The sequence below is a fragment of the Microbacterium sp. LCT-H2 genome (genome assembly GCF_001866135.1).
GTDB lineage: Bacteria > Actinomycetota > Actinomycetes > Actinomycetales > Microbacteriaceae > Microbacterium.
The window spans coordinates 595,457-608,607 of the sequence record NZ_MODW01000001.1 but is presented as its reverse complement, the minus strand read 5'-3'; the positions used below and the strand labels follow the sequence as shown (position 1 = coordinate 608,607).

The window sequence follows — 13,151 nt, the reverse complement described above, 5'->3', positions numbered from 1 at the left end:
CATGACCGTCCTCGCGCCTCGCGCGGTCGCCCCCGCCGCCGGGCGGACCCCGGAGGCCCCGCCCTCCGGGGTCCGCCGGCGCCGCACGCCCGGTGCCTCGCCGTGGTGGGCCCTGGTGTTCCTGGGGCCCACCGCCCTGGGCCTGGCCGTGTTCTACCTGTGGCCGACCGTACGCACGCTCATCATCTCCTTCACGAAGTCGGGGCCGTTCGGCGGTGCGGAGTGGATCGGGTTCGAGAACTACGTGCGGCTGTTCCAGGACCCGGAGCTCCTCGGCGCTCTCCGCAACACCGCGGTCTACACGGTGATCGCGCTCATCGGCATCCCCCTCGCGGTCGGGATCGCCGCGCTGCTGAACACCACCGGCCTCAAAGGCCGCAGCGCCTACCGCACGCTCTACTTCATCCCCGTCGTCACCATGCCCGCGGCGATCGCGTTGGTCTGGCGCATGATCTACAACGGCGACTACGGCGTGCTGAACGCGGCCCTCGGCGCGGTCGGCATCGAAGGGCGGAGCTGGCTGACCGATCCGAACACCGCGCTGGTCGCGATCGCCGTCGTCGGCATCTGGGCCGGCCTCGGGACCAACATCGTCATCTTCATCGCCGGACTCCAGGGCATCCCCGACACGATCATGGAGGCGGCCGACCTCGACGGGGCGGGCCCCGTGCGCAAGTTCTTCTCCATCACGATCCCGCTGCTGTCGCCCTCGATCTTCTTCGTCAGCGTCATCAGCGTGATCGGGGCGCTGCAGGTGTTCGATCTCATCTACATGATGCTCGGGCGCAGCAACCCCGCGATGCCGAACACCCGCACCGTCGTCTACCTGTTCTACGAAGCGGGCTTCCTCGACAACGACCGCGGCTACGCCGCAGCCGTCGCCTTCCTCCTGCTGCTGATCATCCTCGTGCTGACGATCGTGCAGTTCCGGCTGCAGAAGAAGTGGGTGCACTATGAGTGACGTCTCCCTCGACACCCGCGCGGTCGTCGGGGCCGCCCCCGCACGATCGCGGAGCGCGGGCGCCCCCCGGAACCGCGGGCTGTGGATCGTGCACGTCGTGCTCATCGTCGGCGCCGCGCTCATGGTGTTCCCGTTCGTCTGGCAGCTGCTGACCTCGTTCAAGACACTGTCCGACTCGGTGCAGGTGCCGCCGTCGTTCCTCCCCCGCGAGTGGGTGTTCACGAACTTCGCCGAGGTGTTCGACTCGATGCCGTTCGGGCAGATGTTCCTGAACTCCGTGCTCCTCACGGTCGGCCGCACGGTCGGGCAGGTCGCCCTGTGCACCATGGCCGGCTACGCGTTCGCGCGCATCGCCTTCCCCGGCCGGAACGCCCTGTTCGTCGTGTTCCTCTCGGTGCTCATGGTGCCCTCGCAGCTCTACCTGCTGCCGCAGTACGAGATCATCCAGGCGCTCGGCTGGCTGAACACGCTGCAGGCGCTCATCGTGCCCGGGATCTTCAGCGCCTTCGGGACCTTCCTGATGCGGCAGTTCTTCCTCTCGATGCCGGCCGAGCTGGAGGAGGCGGCGCGCATCGACGGGGCGAATCCGTGGCAGACCTTCTGGCGGATCATGGTTCCGCTCGCGAAGCCTGGCATCATCGCACTTGTGGTGTTCACCGTGCTGTGGTCCTGGAACGATCTGCTGTGGCCGCTGATCGTGACGACCGATCCGGCGAAGATGCCCCTGTCGGTCGGACTCTCGCAGCTCGTCGGCATCCACGGCACCGACTACCCGGTGCTCATGGCGGGTGCCCTGCTGGCGACCCTGCCCATGCTGGTGACGTTCATGATCCTGCAGCGGCAGTTCATCCAGGGCATCGCGTTCAGCGGGACGAAGGGCTGAGACATGGCACAGCGTGAGCACGCCCCGAGCCGCCGACCGACCCTGCGGATGGTGGCCGAACGTGCCGGGGTGTCGACGGCGACGGTCTCGTACGTCTTCTCCGGGCGCGCAGGGGCGAGCGGCGCGGGCGTGGCCGAGGCCACCGCGGCGCGGGTGCTCGCGGCGGCGGACGAGCTGAACTACCGGCCGAACACGGCGGCCAGGGCCATCCGCACCGGTCGCAGCGGCATGGTGCAGCTCTCCCTGCACATGCTGAGCGATCCGTGGTCGCTGGCGGTGGCCGACGCCGTGAACGCCGAGGCGAACCGGCACGGGCTGACGACGCTGATCCTCGCCGACGGCGACTGGCACGCGGCGCTCGACCGCGTCGAGAGCGACGTGGCGTATCTCGACGGCGTCGGGCTGGACGAGGAGGACGCCCGACGGCTGGGCGACCTCGTCAAGCGCGGTCAGCGCCTCGTGGTGTTCTCGGAGCATCTGGAACCGGACGGCTTCGACGTCATCCGCTCGGACGCGATCCCGGGGTGCGAGCTCGCGATGGACCACCTGCTGGAGCGGCATACGGCGATCGGCTGCATCGCCGCTGAGGGTGCCGTCCGCCTCGCGGGAACCCAGGTCACGCGCTACACGCCGTATGTCGAGAAGCTCGCGGCGGCCGGCATCTCCCCGGATCCGGCGTGGACCGTGACCTATGCGGAGACCCAGGCCAGCGCCTTCACCGCCGCGATCGAGCTGCTGTCGCAGGAGAACCGCCCGGACGCCGTGTACGCGACGACCGACTTCGCCGCGATCGCCGCGATCAACGCCGCGCACATGCTCGGGCTCCGCGTGCCGCATGACGTCGCGGTGATCGGTGTCGGGAACACGCCGGACGCACGGCTCATCGCGCCCACCCTCACCACCGTCGGCCCCACGGACTTCTACGAGCGTCAGGCGCGGATCATCGTCGAGAAGGCGCTCGAGAGCGACCCCTCGCCCGGGGCGCTGCACGAGTTCCCCTGGGCCCTCGTCCCCGGCGGCTCGACCGACCTCGACGCCCCGGCAGCCCGCGGCCGCTGAGCCGCCCCCTTTTCTCCCCCTCTGTCACGAAGGACTTCTGTTGGACCTCCACATCGGCATCATCGGCTTCGGCGCGCGCTCCACCCTCCAGGAGGAGGTGCACCGGCCGGGGCACGGCTCCCGCATCACCGCCGTCTGCGACCTCGCCCCGCGCGCCCGGGAGGACGCCAGAGCGCTCGTCCCCGACGCGCTCATCACCGACTCCCTCGACGAGCTGCTCGCATCCGGCGTCGACGCCGTCATGGTGCTGACCCCGGACGACACGCACGCCGCCCTGACCATCCGGGCGCTGGAGGCCGGGGTGCCCGTCTTCTGCGAGAAGCCCCTCGCGATCGATCTCGCCGACGCCGACCGCATGCTGGAGACCGCGCGACGCACCGGCACCCGGCTCTACATCGGCCACAACATGCGGCACATGCCCGTGATCACCCTCATGCGCGGGCTCATCCAGGACGGGCGCATCGGGCAGGTGAAGGCCGTGTGGGTGCGGCACTTCGTGGGGCACGGCGGCGACTTCTACTTCAAGGACTGGCACGCCGACCGGAGCCGCACCACCGGACTCCTCCTGCAGAAGGGGGCGCACGACCTCGACATCATCCATTGGCTGGCGGGCGCGTACACCGAGCAGGTGGCGGCGATGGGCGGCCTGAGCGTCTACGGCGACATCGCCGACCGGCGGGACCGCACGGGGGAGCGGATGCCCGATTGGTTCAGCATGGACAACTGGCCGCCGACCGCGCTCACCGGACTCCACCCCGTCGTCGACGTCGAGGACATCTCGATGGTGAACCTGAGGCTCGAGGGCGGGATCTTCGCGTCGTACCAGCAGTGCCACTTCACCCCGGACTACTGGCGGAACTACACCGTGATCGGCACCGAGGGGCGCATCGAGAACTTCGGCGACGTGGCCGGCAGCGAGGTGAAACTGTGGAACCGTCGGCATGCCGGGGCGGCCGACGCGGATGAGGTGTTCGTCGTGCCCGAGGTGCCGGATGCGGGGCACGACGGTGCCGATGCGCTGCTCGTGGCCGAGTTCCTCCGGTTCGTGCGGCACGGCGGTCTCACGGCGACCTCGCCCGTCGCGGCGCGGGAGGCCGTGGCCGCCGGGATCCTCGCGACCGCGTCCCTCCGAGGCGATGGCTCCGCGATCTCCGTCCCCCCGCTCGCCCCCGATCTCGTCGCCTACTTCGAGCGAGGCCAGACCCCCTCTCCCTCCCCCGTCGCCTGACCCCCCCCGTCCCCCGGCAGGGGGAGTGCAAAATGGCACCCGAACCGCGGCTCCCAGGCACGTTTCTGATCCCGCAGCGAGGGGGGAGGGGGAGAGGGGTGGGGCTCTCAGGGAGTTCACACCGAAGCGAATGTACAAACGTACATGTACGGATGTCCAGGGGGTGAGCGATGGCGGAGAGCCCGCGTCGGCGGCGTGACCCCGAAGCACGCCGCCGGGAGATCGTCACGGCTGCCGCCGAGCTGATCGTCGAGGTCGGGGCCGACGCCATCACGCACCGCATGGTCGCCGCCCGCGCCGGAGTGCCGCTCGGGGCGACCACCCAGTACTTCGACACCCTCGACGACCTGCGCGGCGCCGCCTTCCGGGCCCTCGCGGACGAGATCGAGTGCCGGCTCGACGGGGTGCGGCAGACCCTCGCCGAACGCGGGGCCGGGGCCGACGTCATCGCCGCGCTCGTCCACGACAGCATCCACGACGGACACGCGGTGCAGGCGGATCGAGCGGTGGTCACGGCGGCCGTCCACGATCCGCGTCTGCGCGAGCTCGCGCGCCACCTGTCCGACCGCCTCGTCGACCTCCTGGAGCCGACCTATGGCGCCGACCGAGCCCGAGCGGCGATGATCTTCATCGACGGCGTCATGTGGAGCACGCAGATCCGCGACGTCGATCTCGAACAGTCCTTCCTCGAATCCGCACTGACGCGGATCCTCGGAGAACCTCTCTCCCTCCCATCCGCAGCGACCGCCATCCCCTGACACCGAGGACCCCGCCTTGTCGAAACTCGCCATCCTCAGCCTGAAGAACCGCGCCCTCATCGCGCTCGTGACGATCGTCGCCGCGGTGTTCGGCGGGCTCGCGCTGACCAACCTCAAGCAGGAGCTCATCCCGTCGCTCGAGCTGCCGGCGCTCGTGGTCATGACCACGTACCCCGGCGCCTCGCCCGAGGTGGTCGAGAACGACGTCTCGACGCCGATCGAGTCGGCCATCCAGGGGGTTCCCGATCTGGAGTCGACCACCGCGACGAGCACGACCAATGCGTCCATCGTGCAGGCGATGTTCTCGTACGGCACGAACCTCGCGACCGCGGAGCAGAAGATCCAGCAGGCGATCAACCGGATCTCCTCGCAGCTGCCGGAGGACGTCACGCCGCAGGTGCTCTCGGTCTCGATCGACGACTTCCCGGTGATCCAGGTGGCGGTCACCGGCTTCGACGACGCGGACAACGCCCAGGCGCAGCTCGAGAGCGTCGCGATCCCCGATCTGGAGGACGTCGACGGGGTGAACGCGGCCGAGATCGTCGGCGGCGTCGGACAGCGCATCACCATCACCCCCGACCTCGCGAAGCTCGCCGCCGCAGGGCAGAGCAGCGAGGCGATCAGCACGGCGCTGCAGCAGAACGGCACCCTCTTCCCCGGTGGCGAGATCACCGAGGACGGCGAGACCCTCACGGTGCAGACCGGAGCGAAGATCACCTCGGTCGACGAGATCGCCGCCCTGCCGCTCGTCGGCACCGCGGTCACCATCGGCGACGTCGCGACGGTGGCGCAGGTGTCCGACCCGGTGACCTCGATCTCCCGCGTCGACGGTGAGGACGCCCTGTCGATCTCCATCACGAAGCTTCCCGCCGCCAACACGGTCGAGGTGTCGCAGGGGGTCATCGCGGCCCTCGACGAGATCGGGCAGGCGCTTCCGAACGCGGAGTTCACGGTCGTGTTCGACCAGGCGCCGTTCATCGTGCAGTCCATCGACACCCTCGCCACGGAGGGTCTGCTCGGCCTCGTGATGGCCGTGCTCGTGATCCTCGTGTTCCTCATGTCGGTGCGCTCGACCCTGGTCACCGCGATCTCGATCCCGACCTCGGTCCTCATCACCTTCATCGGGCTGCAGGCGTTCGGCTACTCCCTCAACGTGCTGACCCTCGGGGCGCTCACGATCGCGATCGGCCGCGTGGTCGACGACTCCATCGTGGTGATCGAGAACATCAAGCGCCACTACGTGGGAGATGCGGACAAGGGCGACGCGATCCGTCTCGCCGTGCGCGAGGTCGCCGCCGCCATCACCGCGTCGACCATCACGACCGTGGCGGTGTTCCTGCCGATCGTGTTCGTGGGTGACATGGTGGGCGAGCTGTTCCGCCCGTTCGCGATGACGGTCACCATCGCCATGGTCGCGTCGCTCTTCGTGGCGCTGACGATCGTGCCGGTGCTGGCCTACTGGTTCCTCAAGCCCGGCAAGCCGCTCCTCGACGACCAGGGGAACGCGATCGACCCGGAGGACCCGGCGGCCCCGCCGACGCGGCTGCAGCGCGGCTACCGCCCCATCCTCGGCTGGACGCTGAAGCACTCGGGCATCACGGTCGCGCTCGCGGTGGTGGTCCTCGCCGGGACCCTCGCCGCCGCCCCGCTGATGAAGGTGAACTTCCTCAGCGACTCCGGACAGAACACCATGACCGTGACGCAGGACCTCGGGCCGACGGCGAGCCTGCAGGCGAAGTCCGACGCCGCCGTCCCCGTCGAGGAGGCCCTCCTCGACATCGACGGCATCGAGCACGTGCAGGCCTCCATCGGGTCGAGCGGCTCCGCGCTGCGCGACGCGTTCTCCGGCGGCGCCGGGATCACCTACTCCGTGCTCACCGACGGCGACGCCGATCAGGAGAAGCTGCGCGCCGAGGTGCAGGACGCCATCGACGGTCTCGGCGACGACGTCGGCGAGGTCACCGTCGCGGCGTCCGCCGGCTTCGGCTCCAGCGACATCGAGATCACCGTGTCGGCCGCGAGCGGCGACGACCTCGCCACCGCCACCTCCGCCGTGGTGGACGAGCTCGACGGCCGCGAGGGCATCGGTCAGGTGACTGACAACCTCGCCGAGGCGCTGCCGTACATCGCCGTGGTTGTGGACCGCGAGGCCGCCGCCCAGGTCGGGCTGTCCGAGGTCGCCGTCGGGTCGATCGTGTCGAACACGATGCGTCCCCAGCAGATCGGCTCGGTCGAGATCGACGACACCGCGCTCACCGTTTACCTCGTCAACCCCGAGCCGCCCACGACCGTCGCCGCCCTCCAGCAGCTCGCGATCCCCACCGCGGCCGGTATCGTGCCGCTGCAGGACATCGCGACCGTCGAGCAGCGCAACGGTCCCACCTCGATCACCACCGAGCAGGGACGCCGCACCGCGACCGTCACCGTGCCGCCCGCATCGGACAACCTCGCGGTCGCCACCCAGTCGGTCACCGAGGCGCTCGCCGCGGCTGACCTTCCGGACGGCGCCTCGGCCGAGGTCGGCGGCGTCGCCTCGCAGCAGGCCGACTCGTTCGCGCAGCTCGGCCTGGCCATGCTCGCCGCGATCCTCATCGTGTACGTGGTGATGGTGGCGACGTTCAAGTCGCTGCGTCAGCCGCTGCTGCTGCTGATCTCGGTGCCGTTCGCGGCGACCGGCGCCATCCTGCTGCAGATCATCACGGGCGTACCGCTCGGCGTGGCATCGCTGATCGGCGTGCTGATGCTCATCGGCATCGTGGTGACGAACGCGATCGTGCTCGTCGACCTCGTGAACCAGTACCGGGAGAAGGGACTGTCGACCGCAGAGGCCGTGATGGCGGGAGGGGAGAAGCGTCTGCGTCCGATCCTCATGACCGCGCTCGCCACCATCCTCGCCCTCACCCCGATGGCGCTCGGGATCACCGGGCACGGCGGCTTCATCTCGCAGCCGCTGGCCATCGTGGTGATCGGCGGACTCGTCTCCTCCACCGTGCTGACGCTCATCGTGCTGCCGACCCTGTACAACCTCGTCGAGGGGGCGCGGGAGCGCCGCCGGGCGCGGAAGGGCGAGCCGCACGACGATGGCGCCTCGGTCCCCGTCCACGCGGACGGCACGCCGGTCAGCCGGCGCGAGCTGCGCGAGAACCACGGCGAGTAGCCGCGCGTTCACAACTCAGGAGAAAGGCCCCGGTCCCGTCCGTAGGACGAGGATCGGGGCCTTTCGGCGTCGGTTCTCCGGAGTTGTGAACCGCGGTCAGGCGAAGGTGAGGCCCCACTCCACGGTCCAGGTCTCGCCGGGAGCGAGACGGCGCAGGCCCCGGCCGCTGTTGAACGCGTCGGCCGGCGCGGTCATCGGCTCGATCGCGACCGCGAGCGGGGTATCGGGGTAGTTCGTAGCCGTGTACACCTGCACGAAGTCGAAGCCTTCGCCCTGCCAGAGCGTGACGGTCCGGCCGTCGGGCGCGGTGAGGGTGCTCCGCACCCGGCCGTCCGGGTCGCGCTCGAGATCGGTGAACCCGGTGTCGAGCGAGATGTCGCCGACGCGGATGCCCTCGCGCAGCTCGGGATCGGCGGGACGGGTGCCGATCGGGAGCATGCGGTCGTCCGTCTCGAAGGCGGTGCGGGCGGGCACCCGGAGGACGAGGTCGTGCGGGTCGACGTCGCCGATCGCCGGGAACGGATGCGTGCCGACCGCGACGGGTGCGGGGGAGTCGGACCAGTTGGTGAGCGTGTGCGTGACCGTGATGCCGTCGGCGGTGAGGACATACGCGACGGACGTCTCGATAAGGTACGGATAGCCGGTCTGCGGGAAGACGGTCGCCCGCAGCGTCGCGGCCCCCTCCGTCTGCTCGATCGCATACGCCGTGAAGCGCAGCAGGCCGTGACTGGCGTTGTCCGTCTTCGGCTCGGTGATCGCGAGCTGGCGCACGGTGCCCTCGTCGTCCCAGCGGCCGTCGCGCACCCGGTTGGGCCAGGGCGTCAGCACGACACCCGAGCACGACGGCGTCGGGATGTCGAGCGGATACGGGGAGATGAGATCGACCTCGCCGATCCGGAGGGCACGGAGAGAGGCGCCGACTTGGGCGATCTGCGCGGTCACGTCGCCGAGGCGGAGGTGGACCTGGGTGCCGGTGGGAGAGACGGAGTTCACCTCGACATCGTAGTGCCGCGGGCCGCCGGAGTGCGGGGGTCTCCCAGGGATGCCGGGTAGACTGAGACGGTCGGCTTCGGACACCCGCGCAGGGCGCGGACGTTTTTCAGTGTGTGAAGTGTGAGTCCAGGGGCCGATGGTGCGCGTCGATCGACGCGAATCAACCATCACAGGAATGGCCCCGGCCGCAGATCGTCCGGACTCCGCTGGATCGGAGTGCTCGCGCGTGCGCGCAGCGCTGTTCTCGTGCGAGAACGCAAGAAGGACACCCGAATGCCCAAGAACCACAAGCCCCGCGGCGGTCGCGCCGCCGCGAACTTCGAGCCGCGCTACGGCGCCAAGAAGACCTCGTTCCACGACCGCCACCGTCCGGCCGGCGGTCGGGACACGGCTCGCGACGAGCGTCCCGCACGCGACGACCGCGAGGATCGCGCGACCGGCGGGTACGACCGTCGCCCCGGGAGCCGCAGCCCCGGGCACCGCGGCTACCGCCCGGAGGAGACCGAGTCCGGTGCTCCGAAGCGCCGCTGGAGCTCCCAGGAGCGCGCCGGTCGCGACGAGGCCCGCAGCATCCGCAACCGTGCGGAGTCCGGGCGTCGCGAGGCCCCGCACCGCCGCGACGACCGCGCCGGTGGCGGCCGGTTCGACGACCGCGCCGAGCGTCCGCGGTACAACGACCGGGCCGGCGCCGGACGGTTCGACGACCGCCCGCGGCGCGACGACCGCGGCGGCTCGCAGCGACAGGGGTTCCGCGACGGCGACCACCGCGACGGCGGACGCCCGCGCTTCGACGACCGCCGGAACGAGCGTCCGCGCTTCGACCGCGACGACCGTCCGCGGCGCGACGACCGCGGCGGCGACCGCACCCGCGGCAACGGCCAGGGGACCGAGCGTTCGTACGACGCCGCCCGTGCGCGCCGTGCCTTCGACCGTGACCGCACGCAGCGCTCCTTCGAGGGCGGGCGCGAGCGTCCGTCGACCGGAGGGGCCTACCGCACCGAGCGTCCGCGTCGGGACGAGCGTCCCCGTCGCGACGAGCGTCCGACCCGCAGCGACTGGAACGCGAAGCCGAAGGCGGCGTTCGAGCAGACCGACGACGTCGTCCACGAGCGCCTCGAGGCGCAGGCCGTGCAGGCCGTCGAGGTCGAGGGCGTCACGTTCGCCGACCTCGGCCTGGGCTCCAACATCACCGAGACCCTGAACAACATGGGCGCCGCGACGCCGTTCCCGATCCAGGCGGCGAGCATCCCAGCCGTCCTCGAAGGGCGCGACGTGCTCGCCCGAGGACGCACGGGTTCCGGCAAGACCATCGCCTTCGGGGCACCGCTCGTCGAGCGGGTGCTGCAGTCGCAGGCGGGCAAGCGTCGCGAGTTCGGCCGTGCGCCGCGTGCGATCATCCTCGCTCCGACGCGCGAGCTCGCGCTGCAGATCGACCGGACCATCCAGCCGATCGCCCGCAGCGTCGGCCTCTTCACGACGCAGATCTACGGCGGTGTGCCCCAGGGGCGCCAGGTGGGCGCGCTGAAGAAGGGCGTCGACATCGTCATCGGCACCCCCGGTCGTGTCGAGGACCTGATGAACCAGGGCAAGCTCGACCTGTCCGACTGCCGCATCGCGGTGCTCGACGAGGCCGACCACATGTGCGAGCTCGGATTCGTCGAGCCCGTGCAGCGCATCCTCCGCCGCACGGCCGAGGGGAGCCAGAAGCTCCTGTTCTCCGCGACCCTCGACCGCGAGGTCGCGGCGCTGGTGGACGAGTTCCTCGTCGAGCCCGCCGTGTTCGAGGTCGCGGGCGAAGACCAGGGCTCCAGCACCATCGAGCACCGGGTCCTCGTCATCGAGCACCGCGACAAGGCGGACATCCTCACGTCGCTCGTCGACCGCGAGGGCAAGACGCTCGTCTTCGCTCGCACGCGCGCCTACGCCGAGATGCTGGCCGACCAGTTCGACGACGCCGGGATCCCGGCCGTCTCGCTGCACGGCGACCTCAACCAGGCCAAGCGCACGCGCAACCTGGAGAAGCTGACCTCGGGTCGGGTGAACGTCCTCGTGGCCACCGACGTCGCCGCGCGCGGCATCCACGTCGACGACATCGACCTCGTGGTCCAGGCCGACGCGCCGGACGAGTACAAGACCTACCTGCACCGCTCCGGTCGCACGGGTCGCGCCGGGCGCTCGGGCCGGGTCGTCACGCTCATCACGCGGCAGCGTCAGCGCCGGATGACCGAGCTGCTCGGTCGCGCCGAGATCGAGGCCCCGTTCGAGCAGGCCCGCCTGGACGACGACGTGATCGAGGAGATCGCCGGGCGCGCGCCGTCCGCCGCCGAGCTCACTTCCTGACGCGTTCGGGATCAGAAAGGCCCCGGAGACTTCGGTCTCCGGGGCCTTTTCGCACTCTGCACCAGGCGGGTCAGGGGAGGGTGTGCTCGTGGAGGGACGTCGTGAGGGCGGTGCCGTTGAGGTCGAGGTAGAGGACGCGCTCGGTGACCGTGAGGGTCAGGGTGTTCCGGCGGGCGAGGTGAGGCGTGGCGGTGTCGACGAAGCCGGGATCGAAGCTGTAGACCCGGATGTCCTCGGCTCGGTGGATGCGCTTGTCGGCCCACGGCGCCATGACCTTGGCGGGATCGCGGTGCGTGTAGACCACGGTCCGGTCCGCGAGGCGGGAGGCGTGATGCAGCCGCGCGGCATCGGGAGCGCCCACCTCGATCCAGACCGTGACCCGGCCCGTGAGGTCGCGCACGAGCACGGCGGGCTCCTCCGTGTCGGAGACGCTGCCGCCGAACGCGATGCCCTCCGCGAACTCGAGTCCATACGCGAGCACCCGGGTGAGCATGTACGCGTCGGTCTCGGAGGGATGCCGGGCGGCGCGGAGCGACACGTCTTCGTAGACCCCGCGATCGGTGTCGGCGAGCTGCATCTCGAACGTGTGGACTGTCGAACCGATCGCCATGATCCTCGAGCCTACGCGGAGCTGCGCCCTCCGGCCGACCGGGTCAGAACAGCATCGGCTGCGGCGGGGTGGCGGCTGCGGCGCGACCGCTCGGCGTGAACATCACCGGCCCGGCCGCCGGGGTCTCCGTCTGCACGTGACCCTGTCCGGGGCGGAGGCCGCGCCGCGGATAGTCGTCTTCGTGCCGCCCGTCGAGCCCGTGCATCCGGATGAGCGGACGAGCGCGCTTGGCGAGCCACTGCCGATACGGCTTCGGCGCCTCGACCGACGCTCCGGGATAGAGGCCCCGATACGACGACACGAGGTCGGGACGGTTCTCGCCGAGCCACTGGAAGAACCACGGTTTGACGCCGGGGCGCAGGTGCAGGGCTCCGTAGATCACGCTCCGCGCTCCGGCGGCCTTGATGCGGCGGAGAGCGTCGTCGATCGCGGCGAGGGAGTCGGTGAGGTGCGGCATGATCGGCATGAGGAACACCGTGACGGGGAAGCCGGCGTCGGCGAGCGCGCGCACCGTGTCGAGGCGGGCCTGCGTGGTCGGGGCGCCCGGCTCGATCGCCTTCTGCAGCGCGTCGTCGTACATCGCGATCGACATCTGCACGTCGACCGGCACGCGCTGCGCCGCCTTCTTCAGCAGCGGGATGTCGCGGCGGATCAGCGTGCCCTTCGTGAGGATCGACATCGGGGTGCCCGACGCCGCGAGCGCCTCGATGATGCCGGGCATGAGGGCGTAGCGCCCCTCGGCCCGCTGGTACGGGTCGGTGTTCGTGCCGAGGGCGACCGTCTCGTGCTGCCAGCTCCCGCGGCGCAGCTCCCGTTCGAGCACCTCGACGACGTTGACCTTGACGACGATCTGGGTGTCGAAGTCGGCGCCGCCGTCGAGGTCGAGGTACTCGTGCGTGCCCCGTGCGAAGCAGTAGGTGCAGGCGTGGGAGCAGCCGCGGTAGGGGTTGATCGTCCAGGCGAAGGGCATGCGCGACGCCCCGGGGACGTGGTTGAGGGCGGACTTCGACAGCACCTCGTGGAACGTCATCCCGGCGAACTCCGGCGTGGTCACGGTGCGGAGGACGCTGGACCGGTTCTCGAGACCGGGCAGCGCCGCCTCGTCGCTGTCCGCGAGCTTCTGTCCCTGCCACCGCATCGTTCTATTCGAACAAAGAATCGA

Annotated in this window: 10 protein-coding genes; 7 read left to right on the top strand and 3 right to left on the bottom strand. The window is 70.4% G+C overall.

From position 1 onward, the window contains the following. The first annotated feature begins 1 nt into the window (after position 1). From BK819_RS02860 to BK819_RS02835, 6 genes are all read left to right on the top strand, one after another. The gene (locus tag BK819_RS02860; protein WP_071327770.1) at positions 2–961 is read left to right on the top strand and encodes a carbohydrate ABC transporter permease; all 960 of its coding nucleotides are present in this window, start codon (positions 2–4) and stop codon (positions 959–961) included. Further along, positions 954–1,844, top strand: coding sequence for a carbohydrate ABC transporter permease (locus tag BK819_RS02855; protein ID WP_071327769.1), 891 nt, complete (start codon positions 954–956; stop codon positions 1,842–1,844). Before BK819_RS02860 ends, BK819_RS02855 begins: the two co-directional genes overlap by 8 nt. A gap of 3 nt (positions 1,845–1,847) precedes the next feature. Further along, positions 1,848–2,903, top strand: a complete 1,056-nt coding sequence (locus tag BK819_RS02850; protein ID WP_071327768.1) for a LacI family DNA-binding transcriptional regulator — start codon at positions 1,848–1,850, stop codon at positions 2,901–2,903. A 40-nt stretch (positions 2,904–2,943) separates the two neighbouring features. Then, the gene (locus BK819_RS02845; protein ID WP_218138551.1) at positions 2,944–4,131 is read left to right on the top strand and encodes a Gfo/Idh/MocA family protein; all 1,188 of its coding nucleotides are present in this window, start codon (positions 2,944–2,946) and stop codon (positions 4,129–4,131) included. 170 nt (positions 4,132–4,301) lie between these two features. After that, a complete protein-coding gene (locus BK819_RS02840) occupies positions 4,302–4,889 on the top strand; it encodes a TetR/AcrR family transcriptional regulator (RefSeq protein ID WP_071327767.1) in 588 nt (195 codons plus the stop codon). A gap of 16 nt (positions 4,890–4,905) precedes the next feature. Continuing rightward, positions 4,906–8,046 carry an efflux RND transporter permease subunit gene (locus BK819_RS02835; protein ID WP_143049232.1) on the top strand — a complete coding sequence of 1,047 codons (3,141 nt, stop codon included), beginning with the start codon at positions 4,906–4,908 and terminating at the stop codon, positions 8,044–8,046. A gap of 96 nt (positions 8,047–8,142) precedes the next feature. Here the strand turns inward: BK819_RS02835 and BK819_RS02830 are convergent, their stop codons facing one another. After that, complete coding sequence (locus tag BK819_RS02830; RefSeq protein ID WP_071327766.1) at positions 8,143–9,039, bottom strand: aldose 1-epimerase family protein; 897 nt, start codon at positions 9,037–9,039, stop codon at positions 8,143–8,145. A gap of 273 nt (positions 9,040–9,312) precedes the next feature. Between BK819_RS02830 and BK819_RS02825 the strand changes: the two genes are divergently transcribed. Further along, entirely contained in the window at positions 9,313–11,379 is a 2,067-nt protein-coding gene (locus tag BK819_RS02825) for a DEAD/DEAH box helicase (RefSeq protein ID WP_071327765.1), read from the top strand. Positions 11,380–11,449: 70 nt separating this feature from the next. On the opposite strand, the gene BK819_RS02820 is transcribed toward BK819_RS02825, so the two are convergent. Further along, positions 11,450–11,989: a YaeQ family protein gene (locus tag BK819_RS02820; protein WP_071327764.1), complete on the bottom strand. Its 540-nt coding sequence runs from the start codon at positions 11,987–11,989 to the stop codon at positions 11,450–11,452. A 43-nt stretch (positions 11,990–12,032) separates the two neighbouring features. Then, entirely contained in the window at positions 12,033–13,127 is a 1,095-nt protein-coding gene (locus BK819_RS02815; protein WP_071327763.1) for an Rv2578c family radical SAM protein, read from the bottom strand. Between the last annotated feature and the right edge of the window lie 24 nt (positions 13,128–13,151).

Bases quoted from the DNA above. Each gene is read 5' to 3' on its own strand.
- BK819_RS02815 (WP_071327763.1), bottom strand. From the start codon at position 13,127: ATGCGGTGGCAGGGACAGAAGCTCGCGGACAGCGACGAGGCGGCGCTG.
- BK819_RS02855 (WP_071327769.1), top strand. From the start codon at position 954: ATGAGTGACGTCTCCCTCGACACCCGCGCGGTCGTCGGGGCCGCCCCC.
- BK819_RS02840 (WP_071327767.1), top strand. From the start codon at position 4,302: ATGGCGGAGAGCCCGCGTCGGCGGCGTGACCCCGAAGCACGCCGCCGG.
- BK819_RS02860 (WP_071327770.1), top strand. From the start codon at position 2: ATGACCGTCCTCGCGCCTCGCGCGGTCGCCCCCGCCGCCGGGCGGACC.
- BK819_RS02820 (WP_071327764.1), bottom strand. From the start codon at position 11,989: ATGGCGATCGGTTCGACAGTCCACACGTTCGAGATGCAGCTCGCCGAC.
- BK819_RS02825 (WP_071327765.1), top strand. From the start codon at position 9,313: ATGCCCAAGAACCACAAGCCCCGCGGCGGTCGCGCCGCCGCGAACTTC.
- BK819_RS02850 (WP_071327768.1), top strand. From the start codon at position 1,848: ATGGCACAGCGTGAGCACGCCCCGAGCCGCCGACCGACCCTGCGGATG.